Origin of the sequence: Pseudomonas sp. 8209 (assembly GCF_028682105.1) — a bacterium.
Classification (GTDB): domain Bacteria; phylum Pseudomonadota; class Gammaproteobacteria; order Pseudomonadales; family Pseudomonadaceae; genus Aquipseudomonas; species Aquipseudomonas palmensis.
The window spans coordinates 50,960-64,300 of the sequence record NZ_JANIAH010000007.1; the positions used below are offsets into that span (position 1 = coordinate 50,960).

At 66.3% G+C, this 13,341-nt stretch carries 14 protein-coding genes; 5 read left to right on the forward strand and 9 right to left on the reverse strand.

What is annotated here, in order from left to right; genetic code table 11:
* The first annotated feature begins 22 nt into the window (after positions 1-22).
* Together NP552_RS16550 and NP552_RS16555 are read left to right on the forward strand one after the other, a co-directional pair.
* Complete coding sequence (locus tag NP552_RS16550; RefSeq protein WP_043861102.1) at positions 23-670, forward strand: response regulator; 648 nt, start codon at positions 23-25, stop codon at positions 668-670.
* Between the two features lie 94 nt (positions 671-764).
* Positions 765-1,100 carry a hypothetical protein gene (locus tag NP552_RS16555; RefSeq protein WP_274096926.1) on the forward strand — a complete coding sequence of 112 codons (336 nt, stop codon included), beginning with the start codon at positions 765-767 and terminating at the stop codon, positions 1,098-1,100.
* Between the two features lie 12 nt (positions 1,101-1,112).
* On the opposite strand, the gene fusA is transcribed toward NP552_RS16555, so the two are convergent.
* The 7 genes from fusA to NP552_RS16590 all read right to left on the reverse strand — a co-directional run bounded on the left by fusA (position 1,113) and on the right by NP552_RS16590 (position 8,465).
* Entirely contained in the window at positions 1,113-3,218 is a 2,106-nt protein-coding gene (gene fusA, locus NP552_RS16560; protein ID WP_274096927.1) for an elongation factor G, read from the reverse strand.
* A 97-nt stretch (positions 3,219-3,315) separates the two neighbouring features.
* Entirely contained in the window at positions 3,316-3,705 is a 390-nt protein-coding gene (locus tag NP552_RS16565; RefSeq protein ID WP_058540411.1) for a tautomerase family protein, read from the reverse strand.
* A gap of 128 nt (positions 3,706-3,833) precedes the next feature.
* Entirely contained in the window at positions 3,834-4,232 is a 399-nt protein-coding gene (locus NP552_RS16570; RefSeq protein WP_210015095.1) for an ACT domain-containing protein, read from the reverse strand.
* A gap of 100 nt (positions 4,233-4,332) precedes the next feature.
* Positions 4,333-5,496 carry a Gfo/Idh/MocA family protein gene (locus tag NP552_RS16575; protein WP_274096928.1) on the reverse strand — a complete coding sequence of 388 codons (1,164 nt, stop codon included), beginning with the start codon at positions 5,494-5,496 and terminating at the stop codon, positions 4,333-4,335.
* The gene (aroQ, locus tag NP552_RS16580; protein WP_229590242.1) at positions 5,493-5,948 is read right to left on the reverse strand and encodes a type II 3-dehydroquinate dehydratase; all 456 of its coding nucleotides are present in this window, start codon (positions 5,946-5,948) and stop codon (positions 5,493-5,495) included. The genes NP552_RS16575 and aroQ overlap by 4 nt, the downstream gene beginning before the upstream one ends.
* The gene (locus NP552_RS16585; protein ID WP_043861096.1) at positions 5,945-7,342 is read right to left on the reverse strand and encodes an MFS transporter; all 1,398 of its coding nucleotides are present in this window, start codon (positions 7,340-7,342) and stop codon (positions 5,945-5,947) included. The genes aroQ and NP552_RS16585 overlap by 4 nt, the downstream gene beginning before the upstream one ends.
* Before the next feature lie 70 nt (positions 7,343-7,412).
* Positions 7,413-8,465: a Gfo/Idh/MocA family protein gene (locus tag NP552_RS16590; protein WP_274096929.1), complete on the reverse strand. Its 1,053-nt coding sequence runs from the start codon at positions 8,463-8,465 to the stop codon at positions 7,413-7,415.
* Between the two features lie 78 nt (positions 8,466-8,543).
* On the opposite strand from NP552_RS16590, the gene NP552_RS16595 reads away from it, so the two are divergent.
* On the forward strand, positions 8,544-9,497 hold the full coding sequence (locus tag NP552_RS16595; RefSeq protein WP_043861094.1) for a LysR family transcriptional regulator: 954 nt from the start codon (positions 8,544-8,546) through the stop codon (positions 9,495-9,497).
* Between the two features lie 58 nt (positions 9,498-9,555).
* On the opposite strand, the gene NP552_RS16600 is transcribed toward NP552_RS16595, so the two are convergent.
* On the reverse strand, positions 9,556-10,203 hold the full coding sequence (locus NP552_RS16600; RefSeq protein WP_043861144.1) for a TIGR04211 family SH3 domain-containing protein: 648 nt from the start codon (positions 10,201-10,203) through the stop codon (positions 9,556-9,558).
* Between the two features lie 218 nt (positions 10,204-10,421).
* On the opposite strand from NP552_RS16600, the gene NP552_RS16605 reads away from it, so the two are divergent.
* Together NP552_RS16605 and NP552_RS16610 are read left to right on the forward strand one after the other, a co-directional pair.
* Positions 10,422-10,817, forward strand: coding sequence for a DUF4398 domain-containing protein (locus tag NP552_RS16605; RefSeq protein ID WP_052504235.1), 396 nt, complete (start codon positions 10,422-10,424; stop codon positions 10,815-10,817).
* An 11-nt stretch (positions 10,818-10,828) separates the two neighbouring features.
* Entirely contained in the window at positions 10,829-11,599 is a 771-nt protein-coding gene (locus tag NP552_RS16610; RefSeq protein ID WP_043861092.1) for an OmpA family protein, read from the forward strand.
* A gap of 3 nt (positions 11,600-11,602) precedes the next feature.
* Here the strand turns inward: NP552_RS16610 and NP552_RS16615 are convergent, their stop codons facing one another.
* Positions 11,603-13,219, reverse strand: a complete 1,617-nt coding sequence (locus NP552_RS16615; RefSeq protein WP_078481067.1) for an inorganic phosphate transporter — start codon at positions 13,217-13,219, stop codon at positions 11,603-11,605.
* Positions 13,220-13,341: the final 122 nt, after the last annotated feature.

Genomic DNA, 13,341 nt, shown 5'->3' on the forward strand with positions numbered 1-13,341 from the left:
CTTTGTGCACACCGGAGCGATCATGCATAAAATCACCGTAGTCATCGCCGATGACCACCCGATCGTGCTGTTTGGCGTACGCGAACTCATCAAGTCCGACCCGCGCTTCGAGGTGGTTGGCGAAGCGGGCAGCTCTACCGAACTGATCAACGTGCTGCACGACAAGCAGCCCCAGATCCTGATCACCGACTACAACATGCCGGAGAGTTCCCAGTATGGCGACGGCCTGCGGCTGATCACCTACCTGACGCGCAACTTCCCCGCGCTGCGCGTGCTGGTGCTGACGATGGTGTCCAACAGCCTCATCCTCACGCGGCTTTACAATCTGGGCGTGGCGGGTGTGATCGACAAGCGTACGGTGAACGAAGAGTTGCTGCGCGCACTGGAAGCCTTGAGCCAGAACCGCATCTACAAGCTGGCGCCGGCGAACCGGAACTCGGTGATCGACAACGGCTACCAGATCGACGAGCGCATGGCTTCGCTTTCCACCCGCGAAGTGGAGATCCTGCGTCTGTTCGTGGCGGGCATGAGCCTGCGCGACATCGCGATCAATCAGAATCGCAGCCCCAAGACCATCAGCACGCAAAAGATCGCGGCCATGCGCAAGCTGGATGTGCGCAGCGACCAGGAGCTGATCTCGTACTGCCTGGAGGCCAACCTGTTCCAGTAGGCGTGCCCGCGTTTTCAGGTTTGCCTGATGGAACGGGGCCCGGCTGTATCGTTCAATGGCGTCAAGCGACGGCAGCATTCCACAGGAGGCAATCATGGCGCCCGATCTTGAGCAGCGATGCCCCGACAGCGTGCGGACAATCTTCATTTCACACAGCGAGACAGCGGATGTTCGCCAGTTCATAGGGCAGTACATCGACAGCCGTTGCCTGCGTTCCAGCCCTGCGGTGCGGAACATGGTCCTCGCCGTACTGGCGGACTACCCGGGTGAAGCACCGGTGCGCCTGTACGAGCTCAATGCCTGGCTTGACCACACACTGAGCAGGCGCCCCTTTTACCGGCCAAGTGCACACCTGCTGCAGCTGGTGGTCAGCAATCAGCACATCCTTGCACCCAGCGACCGGGTCGGCGGGGCGTCGACCGTGCAGTAATCGCGCGACGACCTAGCCCTGCTTTTTGATGATGGCATCGGCCACGCTCGCCGGCGCCTCGGCATACTTGGTGAACTCCATGGTGTAGCTGGCGCGGCCCTGGGTCATCGAGCGCATCTGCGTCGAATAGCCGAACATCTCGCCCAGCGGCACGTCGGCGCGGATCACCTTGCCGGCCGGGGTGTCCTCGCCTTCCTGGATCAGCCCGCGGCGCCGGCTGAGGTCGCCGAGGATGTCGCCCTGGTACTTCTCGGGGGTCACCACCTCGACCTTCATCACCGGCTCCAGCAGCACCGCGCCGCCTTTCTGCGCCAGTTGCTTGGTGGCCATCGACGCCGCCACCTTGAACGCCATCTCGTTGGAGTCGACGTCGTGGTACGAGCCGTCGAACACCGTGGCCTTCAGGCCGATCAGCGGGTAGCCGGCCAGCACGCCGTTCTTCATCTGCTCCTCGATGCCCTTCTGGATCGCCGGGATGTACTCGCGCGGTATCACGCCGCCGACCACCTCGTTGACGAACTCCAGGCCTTCCTTGCCTTCCTCGGCCGGGGCGAAGCGGATCCAGCAGTGCCCGTACTGGCCGCGCCCGCCAGACTGGCGCACGAACTTGCCTTCGATCTCGCAGGTGTTGCGGATCTTCTCGCGGTAGGCCACCTGCGGCTTGCCCACATTGGCCTCGACGCCGAATTCGCGGCGCATGCGGTCGACGATGATGTCCAGGTGCAACTCGCCCATGCCGGAGATGATCGTCTGCGCGGTTTCTTCATCGGTGCGCACGCGAAATGACGGGTCTTCCTGGGCCAGCTTGCTCAGGGCGATGCCCATCTTCTCCTGGTCGGCCTTGGTCCTGGGTTCCACGGCCACCGAGATCACCGGATCGGGGAAGTCCATGCGTTCGAGGATGATCGGCTGGTTGATGTCGCACAGGGTGTCGCCGGTGGTCACGTCCTTCATGCCGATCAGTGCGGCAATGTCGCCGGCGCACACCGCCTTGATCTCGGCGCGCTGGTTGGCGTGCATCTGCACCATGCGGCCCACGCGCTCCTTCTTGCCCTTGACCGAGTTGAGTACCGCATCGCCCGAGTTCAGTACCCCGGAGTACACCCGGGCGAAGGTCAGGGTGCCTACAAAGGGGTCGGTGGCAATCTTGAAGGCCAGCGCCGAGAACGGCTCGCTGTCGTCGGCATGGCGCTCCAGGTGCCGGTCTTCATGATCCGGGTCGGTGCCGTTGATGGAGGGGATCTCGGACGGGGCGGGCAGGTAGTCGATCACCGCGTCGAGCATCAGCGGCACGCCCTTGTTCTTGAACGACGACCCGCAGATGGCCGGCACGATCTCGTTGTTGAGGGTGCGCTGGCGCAGCCCGGCCTTGATCTGCTCGTTGTCGAGTTCGGTGCCGTTGAGGTACAGCTCCATGAACTCGTCGTTGGCCTCGGCGGCGGCCTCGATCATGTGCGCACGCCACTCGGTGGCCAGCTCCAGCATGTCGGCCGGTATCGCCTCTTCGCGGTAGCTGGTGCCGTTGTCGGCCTCGTTCCAGTAGATGGCCTTCATCTTCACCAGGTCGATCTGGCCGATGAAGTGTTCCTCGGCGCCGATGGCCAGCTGGATCGGCACCGGGTGGTGGCCCAGGCGCTTGTCGATCTGTTTGACCACGCGCAGGAAGTCCGCGCCCTGGCGGTCCATCTTGTTGATGTAGGCCAGGCGCGGCACATGGTACTTGTTGGCCTGGCGCCACACCGTCTCGGACTGCGGCTCGACCCCGTCGGCGCCGCTGAACACCACCACCGCGCCATCGAGCACGCGCAGCGAGCGCTCCACCTCGATGGTGAAGTCGACGTGGCCGGGGGTATCGATGATGTTGAAGCGGAATTTCTCGGGAAACTGCTTGGTCGAGCCCTGCCAGAAGGCGGTGGTGGCGGCGGAGGTGATGGTGATGCCGCGCTCCTGTTCCTGGGCCATCCAGTCCATGGTCGCGGCGCCGTCGTGCACTTCGCCCATCTTGTGGTTGACCCCGGTGTAGAACAGGATGCGTTCGGTGGTGGTGGTCTTGCCCGCGTCGACGTGGGCGACAATGCCGATATTGCGGTACAGCTCGATGGGGGTGGTGCGCGCCATGGTCGTTCACCTGTGCAAAAGGCGGGCAGCCTGTGGCCCGGGTTCTTCCAGTTAAGCAGAAGAATGCACGGCTGCTGCTACCGGTCGGCGCGTGTGTTCAGACCTCCACGGTGTAGTTCAGGCCCAGCTCGTCGCCGGGCAGGCCGCGTATGCCCCAGTTTTCGCGGGGGGTCTCGAACAGGGTGATCTCGATGTCCTGGGCGCCGATGCCGGTGTGCTCGCCGATGCGCTGGAACAGTTGGCGGATGAGGTCTTTCTTTGCGGCGCTGGAGCGGCCTTCGAACAGGCTGATCTCGATGATCAGGTAGTGTTCGCTGCGGTCGTCGGGGTAGAGGAAGTCGGCGGGGTCCAGGGCCAGGTAGCGCTGGAAGCGTTTTTCCGGCGGGTACTGCAGGGCGCTCATCACCGCGCCATGGATGGCTTCGGCAAGGGCAGGGCGGTGCTGGTCGAGGGTGGTGCGCAATCCATAGATCTTGATCTGGGCCATGCTGACGTTCCGTGTAGGGCGGGGGGAGGTGCATCGTGGCCGATGGCCCAGGCGCCGGCAAGGCTGGCTGCTGCAGAGAACGCCGAACCTGTAGGAGCCGGCCTTGCCGGCGAAGGCCCCTGCTATCATCAGGCCCCCGCCGCCAACCCTTCCAGCACCGCCATCGCCCGCTGCGCATCGGCCTGCGCGACGAAGATATGGTCATGGTAGAACGCGGCCACCACGTTGCAGCTGATGCCGGCCTGGCCCAGCGCCGTGGCGAACGCCGCGGTCAGGCCCACCGCCTCCAGCGACGAATGCACCGTCAGGGTGATCCACGCGGCCTCGTAGCTGAAAGGCAGTTTCAGCGCCTCCGCCCGCCCACGCGACACGATCACCGTCAGCCCCTCCTGCTCGCGAAAACTGCCGATCACCTCGTCAGGCTGCAGCCCCGACCAGTCGGCCAGCGTGCAGAACACGTAGCTGCCTTCATTCAACTGCGGCCGCATGCTGCGCAACAGCGTGGCCAGACTTGTTTCACCCGACATGATCGTGCCCCTGCAAAAGAAATCGGCCGCCAGTCTGGCAGCCGATTGTTGATCAGCAAAATCAATTCTGCTGGGCCTGCATAAGTGCAGCTTCTGGCGTTCAGGCCTGCGTCCAGCGCCCATCCGCCGCATCCGAGCGCACGCAGGCATCAATGAAGCGCATGCCGCGTACCCCATCCTCGGCCGTCGGGCACAGCAGCGACTGCGCGCTCGGCGCACGGTGCTCGCGGCGCGCCATGATCCGCTCGGCCGCCTCGCTGTAGATGTTGGCGAACGCCTCCAGCAGCCCCTCCGGCTGGCCCGCCTTGATTCGCGTCGACAACCTGGCCGACTCGCTCAGCCAGGCCTCGCCACGGCGCAGGATCTGGTGCGGCTGGTCCTGATGACGCAGCTCCAGCCGGTCGGGTTCCTCTTGATTCCAGTACAGCGATCCGGTGGAGCCGAACACGCGCAACTGCAGGCCATGCCGGTGCCCGGCCGCCACGAAGCTGGCCCACAGCATGCCGCGCGCGCCATTCTGCAGGCGCAGCTTCACGTGTGCGTTGTCGTCCGACTGGCGCCCCGGCACCAGGGTGCTCAGCTCGGCCGACACTTCGCTGACCTCCTGCCCGGTGACAAAGCGCAGCAACTGGTGGGCATGCACGCCCACATCCGCCAGCACCGATGAGGCCCCGGCCTGGGCCGGGTCGGTGCGCCAGGCCAGCGCCTTGACCCCTTGCTGCTCCAGCGGGTGGGTGCCGAAGGCGCTGGCGTGTTCCACCTGCACCAGGCGCACCTCGCCGATGGCGCCGCGCGCGATCAGCTCGCGGGCTTCGCGCACCAATGGGTAGCCACTGTAGTTGTGGGTCAGCAGGTGCAGCGCCGGGCCCTTGCGTGCGCGTTCAAGCAGTTGCTGCGCCTCGGCCAGGCTCGAGGCCAGCGGCTTGTCGCAGATCACGTCGATGCCCTGGTCGAGAAACGCCAGGCTGGCCGGCACGTGCACCGCGTTGGGCGCCATGATCGCCACCGCCCGCACGCCATCGGCGCGCGCGGCTTCGGCCACGGCCATGCGCTGGAAGTCCGGGTACACCCGCTCCGGCGCTACGCCGTAGGCCTGGGCAGCGGCGCGGTTGCGTGCCGGGTCGCGGGCGAAGACCCCGGCCACCAGTTCGAAGTGCCCGTCCAGTTGCGCGGCGTAGCGGTGGGTGGCGCCGATCGACGACTCCAGGCCGCCACCGACAAAGCCCAGGCGCAGGCGCTGGCTGGGGTTGGCTACGGTTTTCATTGCGCGGCTCCTTGCGCGGTGCGCTGCAGGTGGGCGAAGTGGTTGATAGCCAGCACGTAGCCATGGGTGCCGAACCCGGCCAGTACCGCCTGGGCCACCAGCGACACATAGGAGTGGTGGCGGAAGGCTTCACGCTTGTGCACGTTGGAAATGTGCACCTCGATCACCGGCACCTCGGCGGCGATCAGCGCGTCGTGGATCGCCACCGAGGTATGGGTCCAGGCACCGGGGTTGATCACGATGCCGGCCACGCGGCCACGGGCCTGGTGAATCCAGTCGATCATCTGGCCCTCGTGGTTGGTCTGGTGGAACTCGATGTCCAGGTCCAGGTGTTGGCCGGCGCTGTGGCACAGCGCCTGCACATCGGCCAGGGTTTCGCGGCCGTACACCTCGGGCTGGCGCAGGCCGAGCATGTTGAGGTTGGGGCCATTGAGCACGAGCAGGGTCTTCATTGGGCGGTTTCCGTAGCAGGGGTGGTGCGCAGGGCCTTGGCCCGCAGCGCGTCATACACGGGTTTGTCCAGGGCCACGGCGTCCGGCTTGCCGAGCTGGTCCAGGGGCGTGCGGTAGGTTTCCGGAGCGCTCCAGGCAGCCACGGCCGAAATGGCGGTGACCGCGCAGGTGATGGCGCCGATCAGCAGCGGCACGTTGTTCGAGCCGGGCGGGGCCACGGCGGTGAACAGCGCCGGAAGCAGGGCGGTGATCATGTAGCCGACGTTCTGCGCGATGGCCATGGCCGACACGCGGTAGTGAGTCTGGAACTGTTCGGGGAAGAAGCTTGGGAAGATCGCGTTGTAGCCCTGGTAGACCATGCCCCACATCAGCAGCGAGGCGCCGAACGCCAGCGGCAGGTTGTGCAGGCTGATGGCATACAGGTAGACGAACGACATCAGCCCGCAGCCCAATGCGCTGCCGATGATCAGCGGGCGCCGGCCGATGCGGTCGGAGAGGTTGCCCACAAACGGGATCACCAGCACCGCGACGATGTTGCCCACCACCGGAATCCACAGGTACACGCTCTTGTCGAAGCCCACGCCATAGGCCGGCTGCACCGCGTAGGCGGCGCCGAAGATGGTGGTCACCACCGGGATCACGTTCATCAGCGACACGCCGAACACCACCAGCATGCCGCGCCAGCTGTAGGTGAAGGCATCGCGGATCGGCGAGCGCGCGGTCTGCTTGGCGGCCACCTTGAAGGCCTCGGGCTCCTTGACCTCGCGGCGAATGATGTAGGCGGCGATCAGCACCGCGGCGCTGAGCAGGAACGGGATGCGCCAGCCCCAGCTGTTGAAGGCGTCGCTGGGCATGAAGTACGCCAGCGGCAGGAACACCGCCGCTGCCATCACCTGGCCGGCCTGTACGCCCTGCAGGGTGAAGCTGGCAAAGAAGCCGCGGCGCCCGGGCGGTGCGTGTTCGAGAATCATCGAGCTGGCCCCGGCGATCTCGCCGGCCACCGCAAAGCCCTGCACCAGGCGCAGCACCACCAGCAACGCCGGCGCCCAGTAACCGATCTGCTCGAAGGTCGGCAGCAGGCCCACGGCCATGGTCGCGATGCCCATCAGAAACATGCACAGCAGCAACACGTTCTTGCGCCCGCGGGTGTCGCCCCAGTGGCCGAGCACGAAGGCCCCGACCGGGCGCGCCAGGTAGCCCACGCCATAGGTGGCCAGGGAGGCGAAGATGGCCAGCTTGGGGTCGGTGCTGGGGAAGAAGATCTGCGGGAAGATCAGCGCCGCGGCCTGGGCATAGATGAAGAAGTCGTAGTACTCCAGCGCAGAGCCCACCCAACCGCTGGCGGTGGCTTTGCGGGTTTGGCGCGCACTGTGCGCGGCGTCATGTGTGGCCATCGCAATTCTCCGTTTGTTGTTTTTATTGGGGGCACGCAGGCGTCCCGGCGCAGTGCCGGGGCACCGATGTTCAGAGGCTGTCGATCATTACCGTGTGGCCGCAGCGGGCGGCTTGGCCAATGGCGTCGATGACCTGCAGGTTGCGCAGGCCGTCGCGCACGCTCACCAGCGGCCGGGCCTGGCCACGGATCACCTGGCAGAAGTGCGCCAGCTGGCGGGCCAGCGGGTCGGCCTCGTCGAGGCTGGCGGTGGCGCACTGGAACGGCCGCCACCACGAGCGCTGCTCGTCGCGGGCGTAGTACTTGAGGCGCATGGTCGGTATCGACAGCGAGCCCTGGGTGCCGGCCAGTACGTAGCAGTCTTCGTCGGCGTAGCTTGGGTAGTCGAGGTTCTCGCGGGCGGTCTGCTCCCAGCTGCGCGCGCAGGCGGCGGTGTCGGAGAGCATGAAGGTGCCCAGCGCGCCGCTGGCAAAGCGCAGGCTGATGGCGATGCTGTCTTCCACGGCAAAGCCGCGGGTGGCGTTGGACGCCTGGGCCTGCACCGCGACGATCTCGCCGCACAGCGAACGCAGGTTGCCGATCTCGTGGATCAGGTTGATCAGCACCGGGCCGCCGCCGGCCTCGCGGCGCCAGGGGGCGGTGTCGAAGTAGTCGTCGGGCTTGTAGAACAGCGCGCTGCCCATCACCGCCACCAGGTTGCCCAGTACCCCTTCGGCAATCACTTCGCGGGCCTTGTGCAGGATCGCACTGTGGGCGCGGTGGTGGCCCACCAGCAGGCGTGCATCACGCTGCTCGGCGATGGCCAGCAGGCGCTTGCCGTCTTCCAGGGTATGCGCCACCGGCTTTTCGATCAGTGCCGGTATGCCGTGCTCCACGCAGGCCAGTGCGCCGTCGACATGCAGGTGGTTGGGCGTGGCCAGGATCACCCCGTCCGGGCGCTGCGCGCCGAACAGTTCGGCCAGCCCCGGGTACAACGGTACGCCGCAGGCGTTGGCCAGTTCGGCGGCGGCGGGCGAGGGGTCGACGATGGCGGCCAGCTGGCACTCGGCGCTGGCCTGGATCAGTTCGATATGGCGGCGGCCGATCAGGCCGGCCCCGGCCACGGCAAGGCGTAATGCAGTCATGGTTCTCACTTTCTTGTTCTGGGTCGAAGCGCGTTTGTGAGAGGCTAATAAAAAAGCGCCAGGAGATAATCGGGCCAGATGAAGAATCAGAATGCGCTGATAGCGAATAATGAGCCGTTGCTGCGTGACCTTCAGTTGTTCTGCGAGGTGGCGCGGCGCTCCAGCTTCATCGCGGCAGCCACCGAGACCGGGCTGTCGCCGGCGCATGTGAGCAAGCGCATCGCCACCCTGGAGACGATGCTCGGGGTCAAGCTGTTCAACCGCACCACGCGGCGGGTCAACATCACCAGCGATGGCGAGGCGACGTTCGTGTGGGCGCAGAAGATCCTCGAGGACGTGGGCGCGATGTTCGATGCGTTGTCCGGCGGGCAGCGCGAGCCGCAAGGCACCTTGCGCGTGTGCACCAGCCTGCGCCTGGGGCGCGAGCACGTGGCGCCGATCCTGTCGCTGCTGCGGCGCCAGTACCCGGCGCTGGAGGTGTGGGTGGAGCTGCTGGACCGGCGCGTGGACCTGATTGCCGACAACTTCGATATCGATGTGCGGGTGGGCGAGGTGCAGGAAAAACACCTGATCGCGCACCGCATCGCCAGCAGCTCGCGGGTGCTGGCGGCCGCCCCGGACTACCTGGCGCGGCGCGGCCAGCCGCGGGTGCCGGCCGACCTGGCGCAGCATGACTGCCTGCTGTTTCGCAGCCGCGACGACCGTTTCGGGGTATGGCGCCTGGTGGGGCCCAATGGCGCCGAGACGGTGAAGGTGACCGGGCCGATGGCCTCCAACCACAGCGACATCGTGCGCCAGTGGGCCCATGACGGGCACGGCATCATCATGGCATCGCGCTGGGACGTGGCGGCCAGCCTGACCAGCGGGGCGCTGGTGCAGGTGCTGCCGGGGTATCACCAGCCGGCGGACATCTGGGCGGTGACGGCGGTGCGCTCGTCAAGTTCGGCCAAGGTGCGCAGTTGCGTGGCGTTTCTGCGTGAGCAACTGGCGCAGGGGCCCTATGCGCTGGCTGGGGGAAGGGCGGGGCAATAGTGGGACGGCCTTCGCCAGCAAGGCTGGCGCCTGCACCCTGCGGGCGAAGGCCGGGCCCTCAGAACCAGCGGTCGCTGCGCTTGCGCCCGCGGCTGAGCATCGGCAGGATCAGCCCCGCCAGCAAGCCGGCCCCGGCAATGCCGCCGCCGTACACCATGTAGCGCATCAGCACCTGCTTGTTCTCGTCGCCCAGCTGCGCCTGGGTAGCGCGCAGTTGCGATTGCGCATCGCCCAGCTCGGCATTGAGCGCGGTGCTGCGCGCCTCCAGTTCGTCGATCAGCGCCTTGCGTGAATCCAGTGTCTCCTGCATGCCCTGCACCCGGGTCTTCCAGCTGTCGTCGATGGTCTTGAGTTGCTCGCTCAACTGGGTCACCTGTTCGCTCAGTTGCGGCACGCGCTCGGCCTGGCCGGGCACCGTCTGCAGGTCGCTGCTGTTGATCCACACGGTATCGCCCGACTCGCCACGTACCTGGCTGTAGTTGCCCTGGCTGGTCAGCAGGGTGACCTTCTGGCCGGATTTGAGGTTGCCGACGATCCGGTGCCCGTCGGTAGGGCCGCTGCGCACGTAGGTGCTGAGGCTGTCGCTGACCCAGCGTTCATTGCCGCTGCCTTCCTCGGCGTGGGCCGGGCCACACAGAATGACCAGGCTGCCGAGCAGGCCGGGGATAAGAGAGCGCCGTGCGCGAAGCTGAAAAGATGGGGGCATGGTGATCTTCTTGAAAACGGAAAAAATGAAACCCACAGACCATTTTTTGCCCGTCAGGTTCACTGCGCACTGACGAAGGGCAGGCACGAATCGTGGCAATGCCGGAGAAGTTTCCTACCTGACAGCAGGATGCCCCCTGATAGGGGCGGGGCATGACCGGGAATAGTCTTACGCGGCTTGAACAACGGTCTGTCTTTCTCATGTTATGGAGTCTTTCAATGGTTGCTAAACGCACCACGAATTACCTGGCCGCCAGCAGCCTGCTGATGGTGCTGGCCGGTTGTGCCGGCGTGCCCGTGCCCACCGAGCAGGTCGAACTGACCCGCAACGCGGTCAGCCGCGCCGTGACCGCCGACGCCACCCAGTACGCGCCAGCCGAAATGAAGGCCGCCCAGGACAAGCTGTACGCCGTCGAACGCGCCCTGGGCGAACGGAACCTTGTCGCGGCCCGCACCCTGGCCGAGCAGGCCGAGGCCGATGCCAACCTGGCCGAGCGCAAGGCGCGTGCCGCCAAGGCCCAGCAGCAACTGCGCAGCGCGCAGCAGGGCATTGAAGTGCTGAAGCAGGAAATGCTCCAGTCGCCCGACGCCATCACCCCCACGATCACGCCGTAAGGATGCCCGTCATGTCCGTCAAATACCTGTTGCCTGCCGTTTCCGTGATGGGCCTGTTGCTCGCCGGTTGCAGCACTACCGCCGAAAACCCTGGCCTGCTGCAAGCCCGCGAGCACTTCAGCGTGTTGCAGAGCAAGCCGGAGTCCAGCCGCCTGGCGGCACTGGAAACCAAGGATGCGTTCAATGCCCTGGGCAAGGCCGAGCTGGCTTCGATCAAGGACCGCAAGGCCCCGCAGATCGAGCAACTGGCCTACCTGGCCAACCAGAAGATCGCCGTCGCCGAGCAGACCATTGCCCTGCGCCAGGCCGAAGCCGGCCTGCAGGGCATCGAGGCGCAGCGCACCCAGGCCCGCCTGGACGTGCGTACCGCGCAGCTCAAGGCCCTGCAGCAGCTCAAGGCCAAGCAGACCGAGCGTGGCACCGTGGTGACCTTCGGCGATGTACTGTTCGACACCGGGCGTGCCGAACTCAAGGCTGGCAGCCAGCGCAACATCGACCAGTTGGCCGAGTACCTGCGTGCCAACCCGGAGCGCAAGGTGCGGGTCGAGGGCTTCACCGACTCGACCGGCAGCGACAGCCTCAACCAGCAGCTGTCAGAGCGTCGCGCAGCGGCTGTGACCAACGCCCTGCGCCGCAACGGGGTGGATGCCGGGCGCATCATCAGTGCCGGCTATGGCAAGGAGTACCCGGTGGCCTCCAACGCCGACGCGCAGTCGCGTCAGCTCAACCGCCGCGTCGAAGTGATCATCTCCCACGGCAATGCTGCCGTCGGCCAGCGCTGAGGCCTACAGCAGCCGGGTCAGCAGCCAGTACAGCCCGCCCGACAGCATGATCGCTGCGGGCAGGGTCAGTACCCAGGCCATCGCCAGGTTGGCGATGGTGCGCAATTGCAGGCCCGAACCGTTGGCCACCATGGTGCCGGCCACCCCGGACGACAGCACGTGGGTGGTCGACACCGGCAGCCCGTACATGTCCGCCGCACCGATGGTGCACATCGCCACCAGCTCCGCCGAAGCCCCCTGGGCGTAGGTGAGGTGGGTCTTGCCGATCTTTTCGCCCACCGTGACCACGATGCGCCGCCAGCCGACCATCGTGCCCAGCCCCAGGGCAATCGCCACCGCCACCTTGACCCACAACGGAATGAACCGGGTGGCGTCGTCGATGCGGCTCTTGAACAACTGCACCTGCGCGGTGGCGGCCGCGTCGAGCCCGCCGTGCTGGTGCTTTTGCATCAGGCGGATGGCTTCGCTGGTCAGGTACATGTCGTTGCGCACGTTGGCCATGGCCTCGGCCGGTACGTGGGTCAGCGAGCCGTAGCCTGCGACTTCCGCGCCGATCAGGCCGGCCAGTGCCGCCAGGGCCGGTACCAGCTCGGCGCTCGGTTGCCGCTCGCGCAGGTACAGGGTGAGGGTGGCGCGCGGGTCGCCGACATGAGGCTGCGCCGACTGGCCGAGCAACTGCTGCTGGGTGGCCTGGGCCACGGCGGCAAACTGCAGCGACTGGTCGGCCGGCATGGTGCGGTTAAGCGCGTAGGCCATCGGCAGGGTACCCACCAGAATCAGCATGATCAGGCCCATGCCCTTCTGCCCGTCGTTGGAGCCGTGGGCGAACGACACCCCGGTGCAGGTGGCGATCAGCAGGCCGCGAATCCACCAGGGCGGCGGGGCGTCGCCGACCGGCGCCTGGTACAGCTCGCGGCGCTTGACCAGCATGCGCAGGCCCACCAGCAGCAGCGCCGCACAGGCAAAGCCCACCAGGGGCGAGAACAGCAGCGCGTAGCCCACCTTGCTGGCCTGGGTCCAGTCCACGCCGCTGGTGCCGTCGCGCCCGTTCATCAGCGCATTGGCCACGCCCACGCCGATGATCGAGCCGATCAGGGTGTGCGAGGAGGAGGCCGGCAGCCCCAGCCACCAGGTGCCCAGGTTCCAGATGATCGCGGCCAGCAGCAGGGCGAAGACCATGGCAAAGCCGGTGGCCGAACCCACCTGCAGGATCAGCTCCACCGGCAGCAGGGCAATGATGCCGAAGGCCACCGCGCCGCTGGACAGCAGCACCCCGATGAAATTCCAGCACCCCGACCACACCACGGCGAACTGCGCCGGCAGCGAGTTGGTGTAGATCACGGTGGCCACGGCGTTGGCGGTGTCGTGGAAACCGTTGACGAATTCGAAACCCAGGGCAATCAGCAGTGCCAGGCCCAGTAGCAGGAAGGGCGTCCAGGTGGTGACCACGGTACCGGCGGCATCGATGTCGCGGAACAGGCTCCAGGCGGTGTACACCAGGCCCCCCAGCAACAGGCAGACGAACAGGGTGACGGAGGCGCGGCCGGGGCGGGTGGCCAGTTGTGCAAGGGAGGGGCGGCCACCCGCGGAGTCAAGGGTGGTGCTGATCGGGGTTGTCATTAGACGGGTCCGGTAGGGTGGAAGTCGTGCCTGGCGCATCAAGGATAAAAACCCTGAGTGATGGCATAGTGACTTCGATCAACAAAAACGCGGGTTGCCCAGCTACGCTTGTACCCAGGCAG